Origin of the sequence: Desulfolutivibrio sp., from assembly GCF_036584575.1 — a bacterium.
GTDB lineage: Bacteria > Desulfobacterota > Desulfovibrionia > Desulfovibrionales > Desulfovibrionaceae > Desulfolutivibrio.
The window spans coordinates 16,738-38,869 of sequence record NZ_JAZHDB010000224.1 but is presented as its reverse complement, the minus strand read 5'-3'; the positions used below and the strand labels follow the sequence as shown (position 1 = coordinate 38,869).

Below are 22,132 nucleotides of genomic sequence, written 5' to 3'. Positions count from 1 at the left end.
AACTGCCCATTGGCCGCCGCCGCATCGGCGAGCTCAAACAGGTGCTCGGGCTTTAGGAGTTGTGACGTGCCGAAGCGATACGACGAGTCAAAAACCGGCGCGCTCGACGCCCTGCATGTGGAAAACCGGGTGTTTAGGCCCGATCCCCAGACCGTCATCGAGGCCAACGTCACCCCCGGCGACCTGGAAGCCGCCCTGGCCCTGGCCGCCGCCGATCCCCTGGCCTATTGGGAGCAGGCCGCCGAGGAACTGGAATGGCACCGCCGCTGGGAGCGGGTGCTCGACGACGACAACCCGCCCCGCTACCGCTGGTTTGCGGGCGGCCGTTGCAATATCGCCCACAACGCCCTGGACCGGCACACCCGCTCGGGAAACAAGAACCGCCTGGCGCTGATCTGGGAGGGCGAGGCCGGGGACTGCCGCAAGTTCACCTATTACGAGCTGTTCCGGGAGGTGAACCGCCTGGCCAACGCCTTCCGGTCCCTGGGCCTTGTCCGGGGCGACCGGGTGACGCTGTACATGCCGCCCCTGCCCGAGACGCTGATCGCCATGCTGGCCGCAGCCAAGGTGGGCGCGTCGCACAGCCTGGTGTTCGCCGGATTCTCGGCCCGTTTTTTGCGCCAGCGCATCAACGACGCCCGCTCCAAGATCCTGGTCACGGCCGACGGCTTCTACCGGGGCGGCCGGGTGATCCCGCTCAAACCCGTGGTGGACGACGCCCTGCTCGGGGTGCATGGCGGCTGCGCCGAAACCGTGGTGGTGGTGCCCCGGGTGGGCATCGACGTGGAGATGACCGCGCCGCGCGACCTTTTCTATCACGACGTGGTGCGCCGGGAATCCGCCGAGGCCGCCTGCGCGGCCATGGAATCGGACGATGAGCTGTTTGTGCTGTTCACCTCCGGAACCACCGGCCGCCCCAAGGCCGTGGCCCATGCCCACGGCGGCTTCATGGTGGGCGTGCACCACACCTTCCGCGAGGTCTTCGACTTAAAGCCCACGGACATCTATTTCTGCACCGCCGACCCGGGCTGGATCACCGGCCATGCCTACGGGATCTACGGGCCGCTTCTGGCCGGGGCCACCTCCATCATGTACGAGGGCCATCCCCTCTATCCCCAGGCCGACCGGCTGTGGAGCATGGTGGCCCGGCACGGGGTGACGTCGCTGTACACCACGCCCACGCTTCTGCGCCTGCTCATGCGCTACGGGCCGCAGTATCCCAAAAAACACGACCTTTCGACTCTGCGCATCCTGGGGTCCGTGGGCGAGCCCATCGGGGCCGAGACCTGGCTGTGGCTGCACAAGCACATCGGCCGTTCGCGCTGCCCGGTGCTGGATACCTGGTGGCAGACGGAGACGGGCATGATGATGATCAGCCCCCTGCCCATCTCGCCGCTCAAACCCGGCTCCGTGGGCAAGCCGCTGCCGGGCGTCGCGGCGGACGTGGTGGACGCGGCGGGCAACTCCCTGCCGCCGGGCAAGGGGGGCTTTTTGGTCATCAAAAAACCCTGGCCGGGCATGTTCAAGGAGCCGACCGAGGACATGGGCGAGGCCCGGGCCTGTCTGGCGGATTACTGGAGCCGCATCCCGGGGATGTATTTCGCCGGGGACATGGCCCACAGGGACGAGGACGGGTACTATTTCATCCAGGGCCGGGCGGACGACGTGCTCAACATCGCCGGGCGGCGCATGGGCACGGCCGAGCTTGAGGCTGCGCTTTTGTCGCACCGGGCCGTGGCCGAGGCGGCGGTGATCGGCCTGCCGGACAGGATCAAGGGGCAGGCGGCCAAGGCGTTCGTGGCCCCGGTTCCGGGCTATGAGGCCCAGTTCGACGGCGAGGACGCCCTGCGGGCGGATATCGCGCGGCATGTGCGGCGCGAGCTTGGGCCGATTGTGGCCTTTAAGGCCATCGAATTTCGCGAGTCCCTGCCGCATACCCGCAGCGGCAAGATACTGCGCCGGGCGCTTCGCGACGGCGAGCTTGGGGTGGAGAGGGATGAAGGGGAGACGCTGGAGGATGAATAGCGGCGACACCATCCCCTGGACCGAGGCCTTTCCCGACCGGCATCCCGGGCATGTGCTGGCCGGGGCCAGGTATCGCGAAAACATGACCCAGAAGGCTTTGTCCGCCCTGATCGGCTGCCGCCCCAGCCACATCTCCGAGATGGAGCACGGCCGCCGCCCCATCGGCAAGGAGATGGCCAAGCGGCTGGCCGCCGCCCTGGGCACCTCCTACAAGGTCTTTCTCTAAGCATTCCGGAGGGTTTCTGCCTGCCGTCAGCCACACCGCCCAAGGCGCCCTCGTCCTTGCCGGGTCGGCCGGGCGTCTCGCCGGACATGGCCGATCACCCAAGCCGTCCTGCCGAGGTCGCACCCGCCATCCCGGGTGCATAATATTTTTTGCCCGGCCCTCAAGTTTCCCCTGCCGCCTGCCGATAGGATACTTCAGTACGGCAACCTGTATTCCCGGCGGCAGCCATGATCGAAAGCTCATCCCAAACCCTGGCCCGGTCCCTCATGGCCACATCCTGGCCCCAGGCCGTCTCCCCTGACGCCGCCCGGGCCGTGGCGGACACCCAGGGCGTAGCGGCCGTCACCCAGGAACCGGCCCGCGCCGCCCAATCCTCCCCCTCGCAAAACTTCTCCCCCGTCGTCCTGTCCCCGGGCCTGGCTTCGCTTGGGTCCGAACCCGTGACCGGCGCGGACTCGGGCGCCGGAACCGGACAAGACGCCGACCGGGAGCGCACGGCCGCCGACCAGGGTCGCTCCCGCTACGCCGCCGGGTCGCAGACCGGGGCGCAGTCGCAAAGCGCCGCCCCCAGCCTGGACATGCGGGTCTGAGGCAGGCAACGGCGGCTGTCAGGCGAGACCTAGAAACAGGGAGAGGGAACGGACGATTTCGAGCATCTTTTCCTGATGCACATGCCCGAAGACCTCGCCGACCTTTTCCCTCGGGACGGTCTGCAGCTTGTCCACCATGGCCTGGGACGATTTGGCGAGCCCATTTTCCGCATCCGGCTCAAGGTCGATGCGAAATAGCGGCGCGCTGTGCCGCTCACTGGTGATGGGAACCACCGTCACAGAGGACAGGGCCTGAAACAAATCCGACTGCACCACCAACGCGGGGCGCGGCTTTCCGTATGCGCCCGGGACGATCACGGTCACCAGATCCCCGCGCCTCATTCCGCCCACCCCCGGGTATCCGCCACGGCGGCCAGCCAGTCCAGCGTCTCGCGCTCAAGCGCCTCATCCCGCACGGACAAGGCCTGACGGCGGCACTCCTCGGCAAATCCGTCCCGCCGGGTATCCGGCACCCAAATCTGCACCGGCCGAAGCCCTCTGGCCCGCAACCGCTCACGATACCGCGACTGCTTGGTTTCCTGCGTCTGCATGGCGCACCTCCAGACAAGACAGGTAACATGCGACCAGGGATTGTCAAGCCGCCGGGTCGCAGACCGGGGCGCAGTCGCAAAGCGCCGCCCCCAGCCTGGACATGCGGGTGTAAGCGTTCACAGCCCGACACGCTCCCCGGCATCCAGCAGGATGACCCGCCCACCGGCCCCCACCTGCCTGGCCGCCTTGCGGTCCAAGGTCAGCCATGTCCCGTCCAGCTCCCGGGCCAAGGCCGCATAACAGGCGTCATACCCGGTCAGGCCGCGTTGCACGAAGCCCTCCGCCAATCGGGCCAAGGCCGTGGTCAACGGGGCGCGAAAAACCCCGCCGTCCAGAATCGGCATGATGCCGTCCTCGAAAATCTCCCGGCCGTTTGGCGCAATCCGCGTGAGCACGGAAAAACATTCAAACAGAAACAATTCGGGCACGGCGAAGCGGCCCGGCGCCGCGACCATGGTCTCCAGAACCTCCTCGGCCTGGGGCGACGGCCCGCCCGTGAACCACCGGATGGCCACCGAGGCGTCCACCACGAAGATCACGACGCCTCTCCCACTTCGCCGCGTATCTCCCGCAGCGCGGCAAGACCCTCTTCCGGGGACACCCCGGGTTGCCGAAGACTGCGAACCTTGGCCAAAAGGGCGCGTTTTTTCTCCTTGGACTGGTATTCCGCAAACCGTTTTTCAAAATCGGCCGGGGTCACCAAGACCGCCTGGACGATCCGTCCCTTGCTGACGGCGATGGGCTCGCCGGTGCTGGCCAGACGTTTTAGCACCTCGCCCAACCGGTTGCGCAGGGTCAGGGCATTGACGGTTTCCATGGCGGTCCTCCTCTCATGGTGTAGATGTATATCTTCATCTACACCATGCGGCGCAAGGCTGTCCAGGGTCGCGGCCCAAACCCTCCCGGGGCTACCGGGGAAACTGGACCACGACCGTGGTGCCGTGGGATTCGGAGGTTTCCATGCGGATGCGGCCGCCGTGGGTCTGGGCGATGAGCCGGGCCCCGTAGGTGCCAAGGCCCGTGCCGTCCTTTTTCCCGGCGGTCACGTATTTCTGGAAGAAACGGGAGCGGATCTCCTGGGGCACGGCCCCGGCGTTGTGCACGGCCACGTCCAGGGCGCCGTTCTCCGTCAGGGACACATCGATGCGCCCGCCGGGAGGCGAGGCCTCAAGGGCGTTGCGCACCAGGTTCGAAAGCATGGTGTAGCACAGCATCTCCTCGCCCTGGACCACGAAGGCGTCGCCCTCCTGCCGGGGCCTGCCGCGCACGGTGATGTCCACGGACAGTTCCCGGGATTCGAGCATCCCGCGCAGTTCCGCCGCGATGTTGTCCAGGATGGGCAGGATGTCCACGGGCTGGGGGGTCAGTTCGTAGGCCCCGCGCTCCATGCGGTAGAGATCCAGGGATTGGTTGATCATGTGCAGCATGCGGTATCCGGCGCTTTGCACCAGATTGAGCATCTCGGTCTGGCGCGGGGTGAGGTTGCTCTCGCGCCGAAACAACTGGGGCAGGGTCAGGATGGCCGTCAGCGGGGACTTGAGGTCGTGCCGGGTCATGCGCTCCACGTCCTCGCGCAGCGCGTCGGCCTTTTTGCGATCCGTGACATCCACCACGGCATAGCCCAGGATATCGCAGAAATGCTCCAGAAAGTCGGCCCGCTTCTCCCGGGCGTAGCGTTTGGGGTTGCCGTCGAAAAAGCCGATGACCCCCACCATCTTCTGCGGCCCGAACTTGTCCTTCAGGGGATAGATGAAACAGGAGCCCAGGCGCGGCGTGCCGCCGCCGCCCAGAATCGAGGGACCGAAAAAAAATTCCAGGTCCGGGGCCTCGGTCACCGGCCCCATGAACGAGGCCCGGCGCACGGGATCGGGGATGGCCGCCGCCACGGCCTGACGGATGGTCGAAAGCGGGGCGCGGCGGATGGTGTCGGGCAGAAACGGGGCGTATTCCGCCTCGTCCAGCAAAAGCCCCACGGCGCGCAGGTTGAAAAGCTTCTTGATGCCTTCCACGATGCCGGGCAGATCCTCGTGGGTGCGCATCTGCTCCACGATACGGATGCCCGAACGGAACTTCTCGAAGGTGATCAGGCTCGAATGGTAGCTCTCAAAGGCCGTCTCCACCTGGGATTGCAAGGTGACGGCCTGCTTTTTGAGCCGTTCCACCTCCTTGCGCAACCTCATGCCCTCCTCCCGCAAAAGCGCCTGGGAGGTGGCATGCATCTTGGCCGCCCGCTTGAGCTCGCCCACCAGACGCTTGACCCGATAGTCGTTGCGCTCCAGGGCGAAGGTTTCCAGTTCGGCGAGTTTGGCCGGGAGATCGGAAATGTCGAGGTGCGTGCTGGCCATGGAGTCCGTTATTATCCGCCCGCCGGGCAGGCCCGGCTATTTCCATCCGGTGAAGTTTCTGTTGCTGAAGTACTGTCCGTACACCCGGGCGTCGCCGGTCATGCGGACCTCGAGAAAGGAGGTCTGCCTGTCCGCGCAACCGACAGCCGCTCCCGACAAAATGATCATGATGCCTAGCGCGACAATGCGGCGCATGTTCCACCTCCGCGTCCATCAGGCGGCATCCGCGTCCCGGCGGGACGTCTGGCGCATGCGCCACCTTCCTATTGATCGTGACCCGCGTCAAGGGGCACGACGCCCCGGGAACACTGCCGCATGGTCATGGCGGCACGTCCGCCCTCTTCCGATTCCGCCCCGACAGACCCATTCCACGGTGCATGACCGGAAACCGGTGCGCCACGTCCGGCACACGCCAGCCCTTCGCCGGACAGCGCCACAGAAAACACGCACCGTTTTCCTTCGTCCCGCATCGTTGGCGACCGCCTCCGCCATGCAGCCGCATCCGCCTCGCGCCATTGCCGAAAAAAGATATTGCATACCGTTTCCTTTTCACCGTATGCACGTACTGCATTGGCTCGGATCGTCCCGTTCGTCCCCGGCCGTGTTTTGCACACCGCGCCATCCGCGTTGCAGAACCTCGCCGGGACGCCCGGAACCCCGTGACGGACGACGCGTTTTGACATGGAGCCCTGCCGGGGCTACAAGCTTCGCACCTGCCGCATCACCGACGTGCATGGGGATTTCCGCCATGAAAAAAACTTGCCGCCCAGCCCTTGTGGCCCTCTTTACCGCCGTTTGTCTGTTGTTCGTCTCGGCCATGGCCGCTCCGGCCGCCGGTCGTCCCGAAAAGGACCGCCAGGCCAAGGCCGCCCGCCAGACCAAGGCCAAGGCCGAAAAGGCCCCGGTCAAGGCCGAAAAGCGTTCCGCCGCCCGCATGCCCAAGGCCAAGGCCAAGGCCGCCCCCGTGGCCGAGGCCCCGCCCGAGGACGGCCGCCTGGACGTGAAATCCGCCTTGCTCATGGACGTCAACACCGGCGAAATCCTGTACGAGCAGGACGCCGACCGCCAGATCGCCCCGGCCTCCCTGACCAAGATCCTCACCCTGTACATCGTTTTCGAGTCCATCCAGCGCGGCGACCTGCGGCCCTGGGACATGATCCCGGTCACCGAGCACGCCCCGGCCGCCGGGGGCTCCAACATGGCCCTGCATCCCGGCGAGGAGGTCAAGCTCACGGAGCTCATCAAGGGCATCGCCATCGCCTCGGCCAACGACGCCTGCGTGGCCGTGGCCGAACGCCTGGAGCCGTCCATCCATGACTTCGTTTCCCGCATGAACCAGACCGCCGCCAGCCTGGGCATGTCCTCCACCACGTTTAAAAACCCCAACGGCATGCCTGCCGAGGGCCAACTGACCACGGCCCGGGACATGCTCAGGCTGGCCAAGACCTATCTGGAGCGCTTCCCCGGGGCGTTGGCCATCCATTCCATGAAATATTTCAGCCACAACGAAATCATGCGCCGCAACGCCAACACGCTGCTCGGCAAATACGACGGCGTGGACGGCCTGAAAACCGGCTTCGTCAACGCCTCGGGATTCAACATCGTGGTCACGGCCAAGCGCGGCGACACACGACTTCTGGCCGTGGTCCTGGGCGCGCGCAGCCCCAAGGTGCGCGAGGTCCAGACGGCCCGGCTTATCGACGAAGGCTTCAAGCTGGCCGAAAAGCACGGGCCGCCCGCCAAGGTCGTCGCCGCCGCCCGATGACCGCCGTCCCCGGTCTGGTCGTGGCGGCCACGGGCAGCGGCCGGGGCAAGACCTCCCTGGCCGTGGGGCTCATGACCGCGCTCTCCCGGCGCGGCTTCCGGGTGGCCGCCTTCAAGGCCGGTCCCGACTTCCTCGATCCCCGGCACCATCAGGCGGCCACGGGCCGCGCCTCCCACAACCTGGATTCCTGGATGCTGTCCGAAGAGGCCGTGCGGGCCGTCTTCGCCCGGTATGCGGCCACGGCCGACGCCGTGGTGGTGGAGGGGGTCATGGGCCTTTTCGACGGGTTCTCCGGCCAAAGCGACGCCGGAAGCACGGCTCGGCTGGCCAAGATCCTGGGGCTTCCCATCCTTTTGACGGTCGACGCCCGGGCCATGGGCCGCTCGGCCGCCGCCCTGGTCAAGGGCTTTGCGGAATTCGACCCGGACCTGGAGTTTCTCGGGGTGGTCTTTAACCAGGTCGGCGGCGAGGGGCACCGGGAAATCCTGGCCCAGGCCATGCAAAGCGTCCCGGACATGCCGGTCCTTGGCTATCTGCCCCGCGATCCGGCCCTGGCCCTGCCCTCGCGGCATCTGGGGCTGTGCGCCCCGGGGGAGGACGCCGATCATCCGGCCGTGTACGCCGCCCTGGCCGACGCCGTGGAATTGCGCCTGGACGTGACCCGGCTGTTGGACAGCCTGCCCCTATGCCAGGTGTCCGAGCCCGCCCCCGCCCCGCAGGCAGAACCCCGGGTCCGGCTGGGCGTGGCCCGGGACGAGGCGTTCAGCTTTTATTACGAGGAAAATCTGCGCCTTTTGCGCGACGCCGGGGCCGGGATCAGCCCCTTCTCGCCCCTTGGCGACGCGGCCCTGCCGCCTAGCCTGGACGGCCTGTACCTGGGCGGCGGCTACCCCGAGCTTTTCGCCGCGAAGCTTTCCGACAACGCCGCCATGCGCCGGGCCGTGCGGGAGTTTTGCGCCTCGGGACGGCCGGTCTACGCCGAATGCGGCGGGTTCATGTACCTCATGGAGGCCCTGGCCGACGCCGCAGGCCGCACCTTTCCCATGGCCGGGGTCTTCCCCTGCGCCGCCGTCATGGGGCCGCGCTTCGCCGCTCTGGGCTACCGGGAGGCGACAACCCTGACGGCAAGCCTTCTGGGACCGGCGGGAACAAAGGCCCGGGGGCATGAATTCCACTATTCGCGGCTGGCCGCCCCCCCTGGCGACACCCCCGGCGACGCCATCTACGCCCTGTCCGGCCGCTCGGGACGCCTGGACGCCCCGGAAGGCTATGTCCAGGGCCGCGTCCTTGGCAGCTACGTGCATCTGCATTTCGGCAGCAACCCGGACCTGGCCCCGGCCTTCGTGGCGGCCATGGCCGCCGCCCATGCCTGACCGCCCCCCCCTGCGCAGCGGCTTCACCACCGGCTCCGCGGCCTCGGCCTCGGCCAAGGCCGCCGCCCTGGCCCTTTTGGGCCTGCTCCCGGACACGCGCCTCTGCCCCATGGACATCCCCCTGCCCGACGGCGCCCGCCTGACCGTGCCCGTGGGCGAGGTGGCGGACACGCCAGACACGCCGGACATGGGAGTTGCGGCCCCAGGGACCGGAACGCCCCCGGCCGCCGGACGCCGGGTCCGGGCCGTGACCGTGAAAGACGGCGGCGACGACCCCGACGTCACCCATAAGGCCCGCATCGGCTGCACCGTGGGGTTCGACGCCTCCCTGCCGCCGGGCGATATCCGCATCGCAGGCGGCCCGGGGGTGGGCGTGGTCACCCTGCCGGGGCTGCCCGTGGCCGTGGGCCTGCCGGCCATCAACCCCGGCCCCCTGGCCCAGATCCGGGCCGCCCTGGCCGAGGCTTTGGACATGGCCGGACAAACGCCCGCCCACGGCCTGTCGGCCGTGGTGGACGTGGAGGACGGGGAGGCCCTGGCGGCGCGCACCATGAATCCGCGCCTGGGGATCGTGGGCGGCGTCTCCATCCTGGGCACGTCGGGGATCGTCAAGCCGTTTAGCCATGAGGCCTGGAAAGGGGCCGTGCGCGAGGCCCTGGACGTGGCCCGGGCCATGGGCCTCGACCATGTGGGCCTGTCCACGGGACGGCGCAGCGAAAAGGCCCTGCGGCGGACGTTGCCCCGGTTGCCGGAGCAGGCCTTCGTGCAGATTGCGGATTTTTTTGGATATTCACTGGAGGCGGCCGGGCGGGGTTTTGCCGCCGTGACCCTGTGCGCCTATCCCGGCAAGCTGGTGAAGATGGCCATGGGGCTTGGCAACACCCACGCCCACCTCACGGACACGGACTTTGCGGCCCTGGCCGACTGGTGCCGCCAGGCCGGGATTGCGGCGGATGTCTGCGCGGCCGTGGCCACGGCCAATACCGTGCGCCACGCCTTCGAGCTGGCCCGGGACGACCCGGCCTTTCCCGGACTGCCCCGGCAGCTTGTGCACAAGGCCCTGACCCAGGCCCGGACCTTCGCCGGTCCCGGGCCGCGTCTGGAGTTTTTGGCCCTGGATTACGACGACCGGCCGCTGTGATCCGGAGCGGTCATTCCGGAGTCGCCCAGCCCGTCCCTGTCCTCCTCCGCCTCCCCTCGGCGCTAGGGCCCGCCCAGAAGCAGATGCCGTGCAGGCACGTCCGACCCCGGCGGCATGGCCGCGTGGCCCAGGCCCGTACAGCGCGGATTGTGCGGCAGCCCGTCGGCGTCGAGCAGCGGATCGGTCAAGAGCGATCCGGCCTCGCCGCCGATATGCGTCCGCCACTGGGTGAAAGTCCCCGTAAAATCCGTGCGCCCGTCCGCAAAAATGGCCGCATGACCTGCCTGCCAGTAGCAGATGTGATGGGTGTTCAGGGTTCCGGACAGGGCGCTTAGGCCTCCAAGCTCCGAGGCGTACCTGATGGACACCAGGGGTTGGGCCAGGGTCGCGGATTGGCTGACGATGTTGCGATATGAGGCCGGGTTGCGGTTGGCCGGACGGCCCGCCTCGGGGTCCCAGTCCTGGAAGGTGACGCCAAAATAGATCGGGCCGTGGTAGCTTTTCGCCGCATTGATGATGGTGTTGTTGTGGGCTGCGGCCTCGCGCGAGGCGTAGAACCCGATGCCTGATCCGCCCGTGTTTCGGACCAGATTGTACCGCGCGACGCCCCGGATGTTCTCGTAATAGTCGGGATTGACCGTGAGGTCGAAGTATTCCGGGCTGGTGTCGAACCCGAGCAGGATGCCTGCGCCGCCCGTGTCTTCGATCAGATTGTATTCCACCACCCCGTCCGTGGCCCCGCCCTTGTGGTAGACCCCGTTGGAGCAGATGTCGTGGATGTGGTTGTAGGCCACGCGGTTGCGGTCGCCGTTGACGTTGTCGACGCCCTCGGCGTTGCAGTCGTCCGGGGACAGGCCGATGCCTGAGTCATAGATCTCGTTGTGTTCGATGCTGATGTCGTCGCAATTCGGCTTGATTTTGACCACGTCGCGCTGGGAGCCATGCAGTTTCGTGTTGGCGATGCGCAGGCGCGAGGCCCCGGCCCGGTCGTCCGGGTCGCCCCAGTCCCATTTCGTTTCCGTGGAGACGGCATAGAAGCCGCCCGCGACCTCGATGCATTCGAGGCTGCCGCCGTCGGCGCCGACGTAGAAGTAGATGCCCGAGCCCTGGCCGGTCTCGGAGCGCCGGTCCACCACGGCCCATTCGCCGGGAAAGGAGCGGATGGCGACGTTTGCGACCCGGATGCGGATTTCCTGGGGCTCGGCATACGTCCCCTGCCGGACCACGATGGTGTCGCCGGGCTGGGCGGTTTCCGCCGCCCGGAAAAGGGTGCGGTAGGGCTTGGCGGCCGAGCCGTCCCCGGCGGCGTCGCTTCCGGACAGGGCGACGTGGCGCAGGTTCCCGGACAGGACGGCGGCATTGCAGACGTGCGGCTGCACGCCGATTTCGGAGAGAAAGGAGGCGGCGGCGCTTCCCGGGACCGCCGCCAGGACGATGACCAGGGCCAGGGCCAAATCCAGGCGGGGGGCGGTTGTGTTCATGCTCCCCCGTAGCATGTTTCCAAACGATTGCAACCGGGGCGGATTCCCAAAACAATTCTACCTCGCCGAAACCTCTTCCCCAACCCCCAGCCGAATCCCTTCGTGCGCCTGCAACTGGCTGATGATCTGAAACAGGTTGTCCGCGCGGGGATTCCCCCTGGGGCCAAGCATCCGCATGAGGCTTTTGGCCGGGATGTTCGTGGCCTCGGCCAGGGGGCCGAACCCCACGGCGGCGTTGATGTAGTCGCGCAAAATCGCCTTTCCCGCAGGCACGTCCCCGGCCAGCAGGGCGTCGACGCCTTCTTTCAGCATGGCGTGGCGAAATGCCGGATCGTGTCCGGTGCGATGCTGCACGGTCATGCGGAAATCGCGGGTCAAGGTCATGGTTCGTCTCCCATGGATCATCCTGCCAAGCGGCCCATCCCATTGCCGCTCTCGGCCAAACCCGGCGATGTCCCCGTCCTTCCTACGTCAACGACACCGTCTCGAAGGTCATATCCGACAGATCGACGACCAGGAGCCTCCCGGCCAGTCGCGGCGGCCGCCCGGCCAACAGGCGCAGCGCTTCGGCGGCTTGAAGGCCCGCCGCCACCGTGACGCCGGCCGCCTGACAGCCCAGGGCGTTTTCGGCCGGGTCGGCCGAGCCCCCCAGAATATCCCACAAGGCCGGGCCGCCGGGCAAAACCGTGGCCACGTACCCCGTGTCCCCGGCCACAGCCGCCGTTACCAGGGGGATGCCCCGGGCCGCCGCCGCCTTGGCCAGAACCGGACGATCCACGAGCCCCCCCAGGGCGTCCACGGCCACCTGGACCCCGGCCACGCAGGCCGCCATGCCCGCCGCATCCAGAAAGGCCGCCCGGGCCGTGACCGTCACCGTGGGATTGATCGCCGCCGCCCGGGCAAGCGCCGCCTCGGCCTTGGGGCGGTCCAGGCGGGCGCCCTCGGCTAGAAGCTGGCGGTTCAGGTTCGATTCCTCGAACCGGTCGCCGTCGGCCGCAACGATGGTCCCCACCCCGGTGCGGGCCATAATCTCAAGCACCGTGCCGCCAAGCCCGCCAAGCCCCACCAGGGCCGCCGTGGAACGCAAAAGCCCCGCCTGTTCAGCCGGAGAATAGGCCATGAAGTTGCGCAGGTAGCGGCCGGGCAGAATGCCCGCATCCAGGGCGCGGGCGTCCACCTCCCGGGCGGGCAGGGAATGCTCCCGGGCCAGGACGGCGCAGTGGAAACCGGACAACACCCGCACCGGCGTGCCGTCGGGGAGACGTCCGGGCGTGGCCCGGGAGGCGATGGCGCGGAGAAGGTCCATGTCAGCCGCCGCTTAGGGTGGGCAGAAAGATCACGGCGTCACCGTCGGCCAGGGGCGTGTCCCCGTCGGCGGGCACGCCGTTTCGCAGGATGGTGGTGATGTTGGCGACAGGAAGGCCCAGGACGGCGGCCAAATCGGCCACGCGCGGGGCCGACCCGGACAGCCGCACGGCGGGACCGGACGCAGGCTGGCAGGCGGCCAGGGTGGCCAGACATTTGACCGTGACCGTCATGGTCTCCGGGCCTGCCGGGGAAGTCGGACCGTCCGCCCCTGCCCCGGCGGGAAAACCCGTCCCGTCCGGGGACTCCGTGGAACCCGGGGAACCATGGAGAACCGGGGGAGCCGACGTGTCCGGCAAGCCCGACGTGTCCGGCGGGACCGGTGTATCCGGGAGGACCGGGGCGGCGGTCATGGGCCTACTCCGTCAGATCGACCCACTGCGTCAGGGCGGCGATGATTTTCTTGGCCTGATCGCGGCTGGAGATGGCGAACTTGGACTGGGACCGGTATTCGTCGTTTTGTTTCTTGTAGCGGCGGATGATGTAGCGATCCGGGCCGTAGTCGCCGAGTTTGTTGTCCCACTGGGTGAAGCGGAAGATGATGGTGGTCCAGGCCCCTTTGGAGAGCACGACCTTGTCCAGCTCCTTGACCTTCAAGAGGCCGTCTTCTTCGTAATTGATGGTGATTTCGTCGATGGTGGCGGCCATGGGCATCCTTTAGCAGGCTGTGGCCTCGTTTTGCGAGGCGCGTTCACTGTGTTTCTCGGCCAGCCGGACCTCGCGCCGGGCCCGGGCCTCGCGATTGCGGCGGCAGTCCTCGGCCGTCTCCAGGATCAGCTCCGGGACGGGCGTGGGGTGGCGGTTCGTGTCCAGGGCCACGTAGGTCAGATAGGCGGAGCCCGTGTGGCGGATCTCGCCGGTGATCAGATCCTCGGCCTCCACCCGCACGCCGATCTCCATGGAGGTGCGCCCGGCGTAGTTGACGCTGGCCCGAAAGATCACCACCTCGCCGATAAACGCCGGTTTGAGAAAATCCATGCGGTCGAAGGAGGCCGTGACCACGGCCGTGCGGCAGTGGCGCATGGCCGCGATGCTCCCGGCGGTGTCGATGCATTTGAGGATGACCCCACCGTGGACGTTGCCTGCCGGATTGGCGTCCTGGGGCAGCATGCGCTGCAACACCACGGCCTGGCTCACGGAGACGGCCTTGCCCGGCTTAGTCATTGACGTTGTATCCCTTGTGCCGCATGCACTCGTCGATGATCTGTTGCTGTCGTTCCGAGGCCACGCCGGGATCGGTCATGGTGCCGGTGGAGACATAGGACTGGTTTTGGCAGTCGAGGAAATCGCGTTCGGTGGCCACGCGGGTGTCGTAATCCGGGGTGGTTGCGGAGGTACAGCCTATGGCGAGAAGGGCCGTGACCAGGGCAGTCGAGAAAAAAAACCGACGCATGGAGGTGCTCCGATGGGCTTTGATGTCCGTTGCCGCGCCGACATGACAGGATTGTCCGGCACGTTTCCGTTCCATACCGTCGGCGGCACGGCCGGTCAACAGGGGAAACGCCGGGGACGGCGAACCGAGCCCCGATTTGCCGCGTCTTATTCCAGGCCGAATTTCTTGATTTTACGCCACAGGGAGGCCCGGTCGATGCCCAGCACCGCCGCAGCCTTGGTGCGGCTGCCGCCGCAATGCCCCAGCACCCAGGCCACATGCCGCCGCTCGTTCTCCTCCAGGGTCACGGGTTCGTTGGCGCACGGCCTGGCCACGCGCACGGGCTCGCCGCTTAAGTCCGGGGGCAGATGGCGGACATCGATGGCCTCCCCCTCGGCCATGACCGCAGCCCGCTCGATGATGTTCTCCAGTTCGCGCACGTTGCCGGGAAAGGGGTAGTCGACGAGGATCTCCATCACCTCCGGCGACATGGTCAGGCTGTCCCGGCCGAGCTTTTTGGCCATCTTGGCCAAAAAAAACCGGGCCAGCAGGGCCACGTCCCCCTCGCGCTCGGACAGGGGCGGCAGGGTCAGGACGATGACGTTTAGGCGATAATAGAGATCCTGGCGAAAATGCCCGGCCTGCACCTCGCGCCGCAAGTCCTTGTTGGTGGCGGCCACGATGCGCACATCCACGGGAATGTCCTTTGCCCCGCCCACCCGCCGGATGACCCGCTCCTGCAGGGTCCGCAGAAGCTTGACCTGCATGGCCGGGGAGGTCTCGCCCAGCTCGTCGAGAAAAAGCGTGCCCCCCGGCGCGGATTCGAAAAGCCCCTTCTTCAGGCGCACGGCCCCGGTGAAGGCCCCTGGCTCGTGCCCGAACAGCTCGTTTTCCAGAAGCTCCTCGTTGAAGGCCCCGCAGTTGACGGCCAGAAAGCGTTCGTCCCGCCGGGCGCTCAGCAGGTGCAGGGTCCGGGCCACCAACTCCTTGCCCGTGCCCGTCTCCCCCAGAAGCAGGACCGTGGAATCCGTGGGGGCCACCTGGGCCACGGTGCGCTTTAGGCGCTCGATGGCCGGACAGTGCCCGATGATGGTCAACGGGTCGGGTTTGTCCCGCAGCCGCTCCCGCAGGGTCTTGACCTCCTGCCGCAGCCGCCGTTTCTCCAGGGCCTTTTGGGCCAGAAGCCGGGCCTCTTCGATGCCGTAGGGCTTGGCCAGGTAGTCGTAGGCCCCCCGGCGCATGGCCGTGACCGCCGTCTCCACCGTGGGATAGCCCGTGACCACCACCACCTCCGTGTCCGGCCACAGGGTCTTGGTCCGCTCCAGGACCGCAAGGCCGTCCACGCCCTCCATGATCAGGTCGGTGATGACCAGGTCGAATTCGTTTTTCTCCAGTTCCGCCAAGGCCTCCCGGCCGCCGCCGGCCACGGTCACCTGGGCCCCGCGCCGGGAGAACACATGGGCCAGATTGGTCCGGGCGATGGGCTCGTCGTCCACTACCAGGATTTGCGGAGGAAGTTCGTTCACGCCGACACCTCCTGTTCAGGCTCGGCCTTCTCAGGCGGACAGGTTTCCCGGCCCAGGGGCAGACGGATGATGAAGGCCGCCCCCCGGCCGGGTTCGCTCTCGGCGAGGATGGTTCCGCCGTGCTTTTTGACGATGCCAAAGACCACGGAAAGCCCGAGCCCCGTGCCCTTGCCCACATCCTTGAGCGTGAAGAAGGGATCGAACACCCGGCCCAGATGTTCGGGGTCGATGCCGGGACCGGTGTCCTCCACCCGGATCACCGCCTGGGCGGCAAGGTCGTCGCGTTCGGCGGACACGGTGATGGTCCCGGGATGGTCTCCGATGGCCTGGGCGGCGTTCAAAAACAGATTCAAAAAGACCTCCTGCATGCGCTGGGAGTCCAGGGGCACGCACAGGTCGTCCGGCACCCGGCGGGCGATGTCCACGTCGGCCGGGAGCTGGGCCGAGACCATCCCCACGCAACGTTCCACCAGATCGGCCAGCCGGGTGGGCTTCATGGTGAATTCGTTTTCCCGGGAAAAATCCAAAAGGCCTTTGACGATATCCCGGGAGCGCAGCACCTCATGGTGGATGTTGTCCAGCATCTGGGCCACGAAGGCGTCGTTTTTGCCGATGTCCTCCTCGCGCAGGATCTGACAGGAGGTGGAGATGTTGTTTAAGGGGTTGTTGAGCTGATGGGCGATTCCGGAGGTCAGAACCCCCAGCGAGGCCAGCTTCTTTTCCTGTAGAAGCTGATTTTGCCGCTTGTCGAGCTCCTTGATCATGCGGTTTAAGGCATTGACCACGTCCCTGGTCTCGTCGCGGCCCGGGGGCAGGTCGATGGCCTGGAAATGTCCCGTGGCCACCTGCCGGGTGGTATCCTCGATGAGTTGCAGGGCGATGATGATGCGGCGGCCCACCACCCAGGAAAACCCGATGCCCAAAAAAATCAGGGTCAGGGTGGAAAACAGCAGTTGGCGCTTCAAGTTGTCCACGATGCGCAGGATGCCGTCGCGTTGCACCTTCTTGATGCGCCGGGAGGTGGCCACCAGGCCCCGGCCCTGTTCGCGAAGCGCGGCCTGGGCCTTCTCCACGGCCTCCGGCGGCGTGGAACCGGCCGTCTCGGCCAGCTTTGCGGCGGCGTTGCGGTAGGCGGTCAACTGGTCGCGAAGTCCCATGAAGTCGGCCTCGCCCTGGGCCGGGGCCTGGCCCTCCAGGGACTGGGTGACGATGCCCCGGATGATGTCCAGACTTTTGTCCACGAAGAGCAGGCTTTCCCGGTAGTCTTCGTCCATGGCGTAGAGCAGGTAGTTTTTCTCGTAGCGGCGCACCTCCAGGATGTCGTTGCTGAGGTCGTCCACCACCTCGGCCAGGCGCAGGGCCTCCCCGATGCGCAGCAGATGGTCGTAGGAGATGCTGCCCAGAAGTCCCATGCCCGCAAAGGCCACGATGATGCTCATGACGATCTTTTGGCGAATGTTCACGGTTTGACCTCGGGGAGCGTCTGCCCGGCTGGGGCGTCAAAGGCGGCGGCCAGGGCCTGGCGTACCTCGGACACCAGGACGATGCGCGGCAGGGCGGCCATGCTGCGTCCGGCCTCTTCCACCTCGGCGGCGTTTTCCATGGGCAACACCACGCTGGTGATTCCCGCCCGCACGGCGGCTAAAAGCTTCTCGCGCACCCCGGCCACCCTCAGCACCCGGCCGGAAAGGGATATCTCCCCGGAAAAGGCCATGCCCGGCGGCGTGGGTCGCCCCGAAAGCAGGGAAAAAAGGGCCACGGCCATGGTCAGACCGGCCGAAGGGCCGTCCTTGGACACGCCCCCGGCCGGGATGTGGATATGGATGTCGTGTTCGGCGAAAAATCCCGGGTCGATGCCGAAGTCCACGGCGTTGCTGCGCAGATGGCTGAGCGCAATCTGCCCGGACTCCTTGAGCACCTCGCCAAGCGATCCCGTGAGCAACAGCCTGCTGGCCCCGCGCATGCGCGAGACCTCCACGGACACGATCTCCCCGCCCGTCTCGGACCACACCAGCCCAACGGCCTCGCCGACTTGGGGGCCATGCCCGGCGGTTTCGTGGCTGAACCGGCGGGGACCGAGCAGGGCGGCGGCCATGTCCGGGGCGATGTCGCCCGCAAATCCGGTCTTGCCCTCGCTGAGGCACACCCGGGCGATCTTGCGGCACACCCGGGCGATTTCCCGCTCCAGCCCCCGCACCCCGGCCTCGTTGGTGTAGCCCCGGATGATGTCCTGCAAGGCCTGGCGGGTGAAATCGGGATAGGGATGGGTCAGGCCGTGTTCGCGCAACTGGCGCGGCGCCAAAAACCGGGTGGCGATCTCGATCTTCTCCTCCTCGGAATAGCCGGAAAACGGCACCACCTCCATGCGGTCCAGGACCGGCCCGGCCAGGCGCTCGGTGGAGTTGGCCGTGGCGATGAAAAACACCCCGGACAGATCGAAGGGCACTTCCATATAGCGGTCCACGAAGCGGCAGTTCTGCTCCGGGTCCAGGATCTCGAGCAGGGCCTGGGCCGGGTCGCCTTTAACGTCGCGGCCGATTTTGTCCACCTCGTCGAGCATAAAGACCGGGTTGCGCACCGACAGCCCGCGCAGGGCCGAAATCACCCGGCCGGGCAGGGCCCCCACGTAGGTCCGGCGATGGCCGCGAAGCTCCGCGTCGTCGCGCAGGTCGGCCAGGGACATGCGGGTGAACGTCCGGCCCATGGCCTGGGCGATGGCCATGCCCACCGAGGTCTTGCCCACCCCGGGCGGCCCCACAAAGCACAGGATGGGGGACCGCGAGGCGGTCTCGGCAGGCCTTTGGGCCAGGATGCCGCGCACCGAGGACCGAAACTCATCCAGGTCGATGGGCTTGGTCAGATAATGCACCGCCCCGGTCTTGATGGCCCGCACCGCCGTGTCCACCGTGGCGAACCCGGTGACGATCATGATTTTGGTGGCCGGGGAGACCGCCTTGGCCTTGTCGAGCAGTTGCAGGCCGTCCATGCGGTCCATCTTGAGGTCGGTGACGATGAGATCGAATTCGAAACGGCGCACCCGCTCCAGCGCCGCCTGTCCGTTCTCGGCCGTCTCCACCCGGTAGCCCTCCCGGACCAGCACATGGCGCAGATTCTCCCGGGCGATGGGTTCGTCGTCCACCACCAGGATCCAGGCCTCGCTCTTCTGGCGCATGGTCCGCGAGGCCAGATGCTCCAGGATGCGGTCTTTTATCTGCCCAAGCCCGGCGTGGCTGGCGTCGAGCACCGCCTCGGCCCGTTCCAGATCCAGGCTGTCCGGCGTGACCGCATTCCACGGCAAAGACAGCAAGAGCTCCACGTAATTGGTGGAGATGGCGTATTCCGCCGCCGAGGGGTCGGTGGTGGACAACCGGCCAAGCTCGGCGTCCACGGCCTCCCGGGCGGCCGGGGGCAGTTCGGCCGCCCGGGCGCGTTCGGCGAGTCCCTGGGGGCCGGGCTCAGCGTCCTGGCGCGTCTCGTCGTTTTTGCGAAAAAAAATCATGTCCGGGCTCCCTTTTTGCCCTGGCCGGGGTTGCGTTGCGCAAACGAACGCCCGTTGCAAAAACGAACACTCCCGGCTTCAGCACTTTGTCCCGTAAATTGAGTATGATGCAAGACAGCCTACCCCCGTGTGTTCGGTATTGCAACATCCCCGACGTCCCCAATGGCTGCACCCCTGAATTTCATTCCCTACTATTCCAAGGTGTTATGCGTAAAAAATCGGTTTGGCACGACCCTTGTTATACCGGGGTGATTGCAACTTTCAAACCGGAGGAATGGCATGGGCAGCTTACGGCATGCAGTGGAATCGACCTTTGCGGTGGTGGCCTACGCCGAACGGAATATGGACGGCGAGGCGAAGCGGATATTGGAAGAGGATGACGAGGATTCCCAGCCTCGAAAACGGGCCGAGCGTCAGATGGCGGGACAGACCCGCCGTCAGAGAGTGCGGGCGGAATAGATCATGAGCGGTGAACGTCCAAAACACTCCCGAGTCCCGGCGGCACGTCGGCTGGGACTCGGCCCCCGCCCCCCCCAGGGCGTGCGCGTGGACCGGGTTCCCCTGCGGGTCTGCCTGGACGACTACGCCGAGGCCCTAACCCTGGCCGAATCCGGGGAGCTGCTCCTGGCCGGGAAGATCATCGCCCGGCGCGGCAAGGGCCGCAAACGGATCATCGTGCTTGGCCGGGGACGCTCGTTCTCGGCCCGGCTTTCCGAATACGCCCTGCATCTGGCCGCCAGGCTGGGATATGGCCTTGTCTTTTTGAGTGTCGGGCCTGCCGGGCGTTCCGAAGAAAACACGCCGGACATGCACCGGTTTGTGCGCGAATCCTTCGCCTTCGCCTCGTCCGAGGCCGCCAGGCCCTTTTTGCTCAAGGCCCTGGAGCTGAACGTCGAGGCCGGGCACATGGTCCATTTCGGGGAATCCGGGGAGGCTGTCCGCGCGGTCAGCGACGGCCTGCACCGGGTGGAGCTCATTTTGAGCGACCCGGGCAACGACGCGGACGTGGGGCGCCTGGCCCCGGCCGCCGTGTTCACCGTGTCCTAGTCCTGCGGACTCGAAATCCAGGGTGCTGCATTTCGAGACATCGCTTTGAAATACTGATCGTTCTTAAAAAAGACAGGCGTCTTTTTTAAGGGACGCATCACGAGAAAGAACCTCCTGGCCGCGCGGCTTCGCCCACGGCAAGGGCGCCCCGCAGGCGCATGTGTCTCCGGACATGTTCAAAATTTCACAGAAGGACGAAAGGCGTGACGGCAACAACCCGTTTTGACGAATCCGCCCCGGCACGGGGTGAAAACACCATGGAGGATCGAATCATGGCACAGACGGAAACGGCTTCGCGGCCGGTAAAAAAAGCGATCTTTTACGGCCTGGTCACCGTTGGTCTCTACGCCGGGGTGTTCGCCTACGCCGACACCATCGCGGCCCAGTTCGCCCAGGGCGCCCTGTGGGCCGCCGGGCCCATCGCCACGGTGTTCGTAGTCTCCTGGTGCCACGGCTCGTTCGCCAACAACCTGTGGGCCTGTCTGGGCGTTACGGCCTCAAAGCGCGTCCAGAAGCGTCCCGCCGTGCAGCCCGTCGCCCGTCCCCGGGTTCGGGCCACCCTCAACGCTTAACCCACGCCGGGAGGATCATGGATCATGGATACGTTTTTGCTCGACGCGACAAAATTCATCACGCTCACCCCTGAGAACATCACGTTTTTATTCATCGTGGGGTTCATTGGCGGTCTGGTCAGCGGGTTCATCGGCTCCGGCGGGGCGTTTGTGCTCACCCCGGGCATGATGAGCCTGGGGGTTCCGGGCACGGTGGCCGTGGCCAGCAACATGTGCCACAAGTTCCCCAAGGCCCTGGTCGGGGCCATCAAACGCTTCAAGTACGGCCAGGTGGATATCAAGCTCGGCCTGGTCATGGCCGTCTCGGCCGGTGTGGGCGTGCAGGTGGGCATCATGCTGCAAAACGCCATCCTGTCGCGCTGGGGGCAGGCCGGGAGCGACCTGTACGTGAGCCTGTCCTTCGTGGCCGTCCTGGTCGTCGTGGGCGGCTACGTGTTGCGCGACGCCGTGACCACCTCCCGCCGGGGCGGGGAGGAGCAGGTGGCGCCCCTGGCCAGACGTCTCCAGGCCATCGAACTGTGGCCCATGATGACCTTTAAGACCGCCGGGATGCGCATCTCGTTTTGGTTCACGGTGCCCGTGGGGTTCGCCACCGGCATGTTGGCCGCCACCATCGCCGTGGGCGGCTTCATCGGCGTGCCGGGCATGATCTACGTGCTGGGCGCGTCGAGCCTGGTGGGCTCGGCCACGGAACTGGTCATCGCCTTCGTCATGGGCCTTTTCGGGTCCATCAATTGGGCCATGCAGGGCATGGTGGACATCCGGCTGGTGCTCATCATCCTGGGCGGTTCGCTTCTGGGCGTGCAGCTCGGGGCCATCGGCACCACCTATGTACGCGAACACATGATCAAGGTGGTCATGGCCACGATCATGCTGGTGGTGGCTGTCAGCCGGGGCATCGCCGTGCCCAAGTACCTGGCCAAGCTGGGCCTCATGGATATCTCGGAATCCACGTTGTCGGTCATGGACACGGCCAGCTTCGTGATCATGTGCGCGGCGCTTATGATCGGCGCGGTGATCATTTTGGGCAGCATGTGGAAGGCCAAGCGCGCCGAACGCGGCGAGGCCCTGGGAAATGCCTAAATGAAAACGGGACGGGCCACGGTCCGCCCCGCCCAAAAATCGTCCGAGGGTTGATCGTCGCCTCCACGATCGCGCCGCGCCCCGGCCCGGGAACTGCCTCCCGGCCGGGGCGCGGCAGTGGCAGATGAATGCGATCACTGTACAGTTTGCTCTGTCGCTGTTCGCATACT

At 66.6% G+C, this 22,132-nt stretch carries 26 protein-coding genes; 10 read left to right on the top strand and 16 right to left on the bottom strand.

What is annotated here, in order from left to right; translation table 11 throughout:
• Window positions 1-66 precede the first annotated feature (66 nt).
• The 3 genes from acs (at window position 67) to V3572_RS16920 (ending at window position 2,841) form a co-directional block, all read left to right on the top strand.
• Window positions 67-2,025: an acetate--CoA ligase gene (acs, locus tag V3572_RS16930; protein ID WP_332112210.1), complete on the top strand. Its 1,959-nt coding sequence runs from the start codon at window positions 67-69 to the stop codon at window positions 2,023-2,025.
• A complete protein-coding gene (locus V3572_RS16925; RefSeq protein WP_332112209.1) occupies window positions 2,018-2,251 on the top strand; it encodes a helix-turn-helix transcriptional regulator in 234 nt (77 codons plus the stop codon). The genes acs and V3572_RS16925 overlap by 8 nt, the downstream gene beginning before the upstream one ends.
• A 227-nt stretch (window positions 2,252-2,478) precedes the next feature.
• Window positions 2,479-2,841: a hypothetical protein gene (locus V3572_RS16920; protein ID WP_332112208.1), complete on the top strand. Its 363-nt coding sequence runs from the start codon at window positions 2,479-2,481 to the stop codon at window positions 2,839-2,841.
• Between the two features lie 18 nt (window positions 2,842-2,859).
• On the opposite strand, the gene V3572_RS16915 is transcribed toward V3572_RS16920, so the two are convergent.
• The 6 genes from V3572_RS16915 to V3572_RS16890 form a co-directional block, all read right to left on the bottom strand.
• Window positions 2,860-3,183 carry a type II toxin-antitoxin system PemK/MazF family toxin gene (locus V3572_RS16915; protein WP_332112207.1) on the bottom strand — a complete coding sequence of 108 codons (324 nt, stop codon included), beginning with the start codon at window positions 3,181-3,183 and terminating at the stop codon, window positions 2,860-2,862.
• The gene (locus V3572_RS16910) at window positions 3,180-3,392 is read right to left on the bottom strand and encodes an antitoxin MazE family protein (protein WP_332112206.1); all 213 of its coding nucleotides are present in this window, start codon (window positions 3,390-3,392) and stop codon (window positions 3,180-3,182) included. Before V3572_RS16910 ends, V3572_RS16915 begins: the two co-directional genes overlap by 4 nt.
• A 117-nt stretch (window positions 3,393-3,509) precedes the next feature.
• Window positions 3,510-3,932, bottom strand: coding sequence for a type II toxin-antitoxin system VapC family toxin (locus V3572_RS16905; RefSeq protein ID WP_332112205.1), 423 nt, complete (start codon window positions 3,930-3,932; stop codon window positions 3,510-3,512).
• Window positions 3,929-4,210: a type II toxin-antitoxin system Phd/YefM family antitoxin gene (locus V3572_RS16900; protein WP_332112204.1), complete on the bottom strand. Its 282-nt coding sequence runs from the start codon at window positions 4,208-4,210 to the stop codon at window positions 3,929-3,931. The genes V3572_RS16905 and V3572_RS16900 overlap by 4 nt, the downstream gene beginning before the upstream one ends.
• Window positions 4,211-4,301: 91 nt before the next feature.
• Entirely contained in the window at window positions 4,302-5,738 is a 1,437-nt protein-coding gene (locus V3572_RS16895; protein WP_332112203.1) for a sensor histidine kinase, read from the bottom strand.
• 36 nt (window positions 5,739-5,774) lie between these two features.
• Window positions 5,775-5,933: a hypothetical protein gene (locus V3572_RS16890; protein ID WP_332112202.1), complete on the bottom strand. Its 159-nt coding sequence runs from the start codon at window positions 5,931-5,933 to the stop codon at window positions 5,775-5,777.
• A gap of 553 nt (window positions 5,934-6,486) precedes the next feature.
• Between V3572_RS16890 and V3572_RS16885 the strand changes: the two genes are divergently transcribed.
• Genes V3572_RS16885 through cbiD form a run of 3 tightly spaced genes read left to right on the top strand, consistent with a single transcriptional unit; the run spans window position 6,487 to window position 10,017 of the window.
• Window positions 6,487-7,503 (top strand): D-alanyl-D-alanine carboxypeptidase family protein, encoded by a 1,017-nt coding sequence (locus V3572_RS16885; protein WP_332112201.1) that lies wholly within the window; start codon window positions 6,487-6,489, stop codon window positions 7,501-7,503.
• Entirely contained in the window at window positions 7,500-8,876 is a 1,377-nt protein-coding gene (locus V3572_RS16880; RefSeq protein WP_332112200.1) for a cobyrinate a,c-diamide synthase, read from the top strand. Before V3572_RS16885 ends, V3572_RS16880 begins: the two co-directional genes overlap by 4 nt.
• Window positions 8,869-10,017 carry a cobalt-precorrin-5B (C(1))-methyltransferase CbiD gene (cbiD, locus tag V3572_RS16875; RefSeq protein WP_332112199.1) on the top strand — a complete coding sequence of 383 codons (1,149 nt, stop codon included), beginning with the start codon at window positions 8,869-8,871 and terminating at the stop codon, window positions 10,015-10,017. The genes V3572_RS16880 and cbiD overlap by 8 nt, the downstream gene beginning before the upstream one ends.
• A gap of 62 nt (window positions 10,018-10,079) precedes the next feature.
• Here cbiD and V3572_RS16870 read toward each other — a convergent pair whose 3' ends face one another.
• The 10 genes from V3572_RS16870 to V3572_RS16825 form a co-directional block, all read right to left on the bottom strand.
• Window positions 10,080-11,498: a right-handed parallel beta-helix repeat-containing protein gene (locus tag V3572_RS16870; protein ID WP_332112198.1), complete on the bottom strand. Its 1,419-nt coding sequence runs from the start codon at window positions 11,496-11,498 to the stop codon at window positions 10,080-10,082.
• A 57-nt stretch (window positions 11,499-11,555) separates the two neighbouring features.
• Window positions 11,556-11,882 (bottom strand): helix-turn-helix domain-containing transcriptional regulator, encoded by a 327-nt coding sequence (locus V3572_RS16865; RefSeq protein ID WP_332112197.1) that lies wholly within the window; start codon window positions 11,880-11,882, stop codon window positions 11,556-11,558.
• 82 nt (window positions 11,883-11,964) lie between these two features.
• On the bottom strand, window positions 11,965-12,804 hold the full coding sequence (locus V3572_RS16860; RefSeq protein ID WP_332112196.1) for a HesA/MoeB/ThiF family protein: 840 nt from the start codon (window positions 12,802-12,804) through the stop codon (window positions 11,965-11,967).
• 1 nt (window position 12,805) lies between these two features.
• Window positions 12,806-13,036, bottom strand: coding sequence for a MoaD/ThiS family protein (locus V3572_RS16855; protein WP_332112195.1), 231 nt, complete (start codon window positions 13,034-13,036; stop codon window positions 12,806-12,808).
• A 184-nt stretch (window positions 13,037-13,220) separates the two neighbouring features.
• Window positions 13,221-13,511 (bottom strand): hypothetical protein, encoded by a 291-nt coding sequence (locus V3572_RS16850; protein WP_332112194.1) that lies wholly within the window; start codon window positions 13,509-13,511, stop codon window positions 13,221-13,223.
• Window positions 13,512-13,520: 9 nt separating this feature from the next.
• Window positions 13,521-14,027 (bottom strand): acyl-CoA thioesterase, encoded by a 507-nt coding sequence (locus tag V3572_RS16845; protein ID WP_332112192.1) that lies wholly within the window; start codon window positions 14,025-14,027, stop codon window positions 13,521-13,523.
• Window positions 14,020-14,256 carry a hypothetical protein gene (locus V3572_RS16840; RefSeq protein WP_332112191.1) on the bottom strand — a complete coding sequence of 79 codons (237 nt, stop codon included), beginning with the start codon at window positions 14,254-14,256 and terminating at the stop codon, window positions 14,020-14,022. Before V3572_RS16840 ends, V3572_RS16845 begins: the two co-directional genes overlap by 8 nt.
• Before the next feature lie 146 nt (window positions 14,257-14,402).
• Window positions 14,403-15,761, bottom strand: coding sequence for a sigma-54-dependent transcriptional regulator (locus V3572_RS16835; RefSeq protein ID WP_332112190.1), 1,359 nt, complete (start codon window positions 15,759-15,761; stop codon window positions 14,403-14,405).
• Complete coding sequence (locus V3572_RS16830; protein ID WP_332112189.1) at window positions 15,758-17,224, bottom strand: sensor histidine kinase; 1,467 nt, start codon at window positions 17,222-17,224, stop codon at window positions 15,758-15,760. The genes V3572_RS16835 and V3572_RS16830 overlap by 4 nt, the downstream gene beginning before the upstream one ends.
• On the bottom strand, window positions 17,221-19,260 hold the full coding sequence (locus tag V3572_RS16825) for a S16 family serine protease (RefSeq protein ID WP_332112188.1): 2,040 nt from the start codon (window positions 19,258-19,260) through the stop codon (window positions 17,221-17,223). The genes V3572_RS16830 and V3572_RS16825 overlap by 4 nt, the downstream gene beginning before the upstream one ends.
• A 279-nt stretch (window positions 19,261-19,539) precedes the next feature.
• Between V3572_RS16825 and V3572_RS16820 the strand changes: the two genes are divergently transcribed.
• The 4 genes from V3572_RS16820 to V3572_RS16805 all read left to right on the top strand — a co-directional run bounded on the left by V3572_RS16820 (window position 19,540) and on the right by V3572_RS16805 (window position 21,962).
• Entirely contained in the window at window positions 19,540-19,719 is a 180-nt protein-coding gene (locus V3572_RS16820; RefSeq protein WP_332112187.1) for a hypothetical protein, read from the top strand.
• A 3-nt stretch (window positions 19,720-19,722) separates the two neighbouring features.
• Window positions 19,723-20,307, top strand: a complete 585-nt coding sequence (locus tag V3572_RS16815) for a hypothetical protein (RefSeq protein WP_332112186.1) — start codon at window positions 19,723-19,725, stop codon at window positions 20,305-20,307.
• A gap of 272 nt (window positions 20,308-20,579) precedes the next feature.
• Window positions 20,580-20,879 carry a hypothetical protein gene (locus V3572_RS16810; RefSeq protein WP_332112185.1) on the top strand — a complete coding sequence of 100 codons (300 nt, stop codon included), beginning with the start codon at window positions 20,580-20,582 and terminating at the stop codon, window positions 20,877-20,879.
• Between the two features lie 24 nt (window positions 20,880-20,903).
• Window positions 20,904-21,962, top strand: coding sequence for a sulfite exporter TauE/SafE family protein (locus V3572_RS16805; protein WP_332112184.1), 1,059 nt, complete (start codon window positions 20,904-20,906; stop codon window positions 21,960-21,962).
• Window positions 21,963-22,132: the final 170 nt, after the last annotated feature.